We start from the raw sequence: 591 nt of genomic DNA on the forward strand, positions 1-591 counted from the left end.
TGGCGATGATATCGGCTGTTTCCCAGAGTGACACGGCCGTCGGCACGATCTCGACGCCAGCCTTGGCATAGGCCTCGTCGGAGAAGCCTGCCGCAGCGCCCGCGCCGGTCTCGACGGCACAGGAGAAGCCAATTTTCTGCAATTGCAACGCGCTCTCAGGCGTCATAGCTACGCGAGCTTCGCCAGTTGAAATTTCTTTAGGTGTTCCAATTTTCAATTTCATCCGCCTCCGGCTGGGCCGCCTCCCAAAAAACTATTTCTTTGATGTCCAATTTTGCTTCGTCAAGGTCTTAGGTGAAGGCCACAGCCGGCAGGACAACAGGCCTCTCATTGTTGTGACAGTATAGAACCACGGACGAACGTGCCTTTGAGCAACTTTGGCTGTTGTCAGCGAAGATCGATGAATCAGTGTAGTTAGCGGATATCCAAGATACTACAGCCGCAGCGCGGAGGAGCCGCGCCAGGCAGGTTGTAAGCGGCTCCCGGCTTCTCATCGGTGCGGAAGGATCATGGAAGGGAGCGCTACGCTTGCGTTTGCAGCGCGAGCCCTCCGATCGCACGGAGATTGACGCGAGGATTAATAGCCCTTGC

1 pseudogene is annotated in these 591 nt (G+C 56.2%); it reads right to left on the bottom strand.

The window, feature by feature from the left end:
* Positions 1-217: pseudogene (locus tag EN943_RS37335) on the bottom strand (NAD(P)(+) transhydrogenase (Re/Si-specific) subunit alpha); the annotation flags it as partial.
* Positions 218-591: the final 374 nt, after the last annotated feature.

Origin of the sequence: Mesorhizobium sp. M7A.F.Ca.US.006.01.1.1, assembly GCF_003997935.1 — a bacterium.
In the GTDB taxonomy this organism is placed as follows: domain Bacteria; phylum Pseudomonadota; class Alphaproteobacteria; order Rhizobiales; family Rhizobiaceae; genus Mesorhizobium.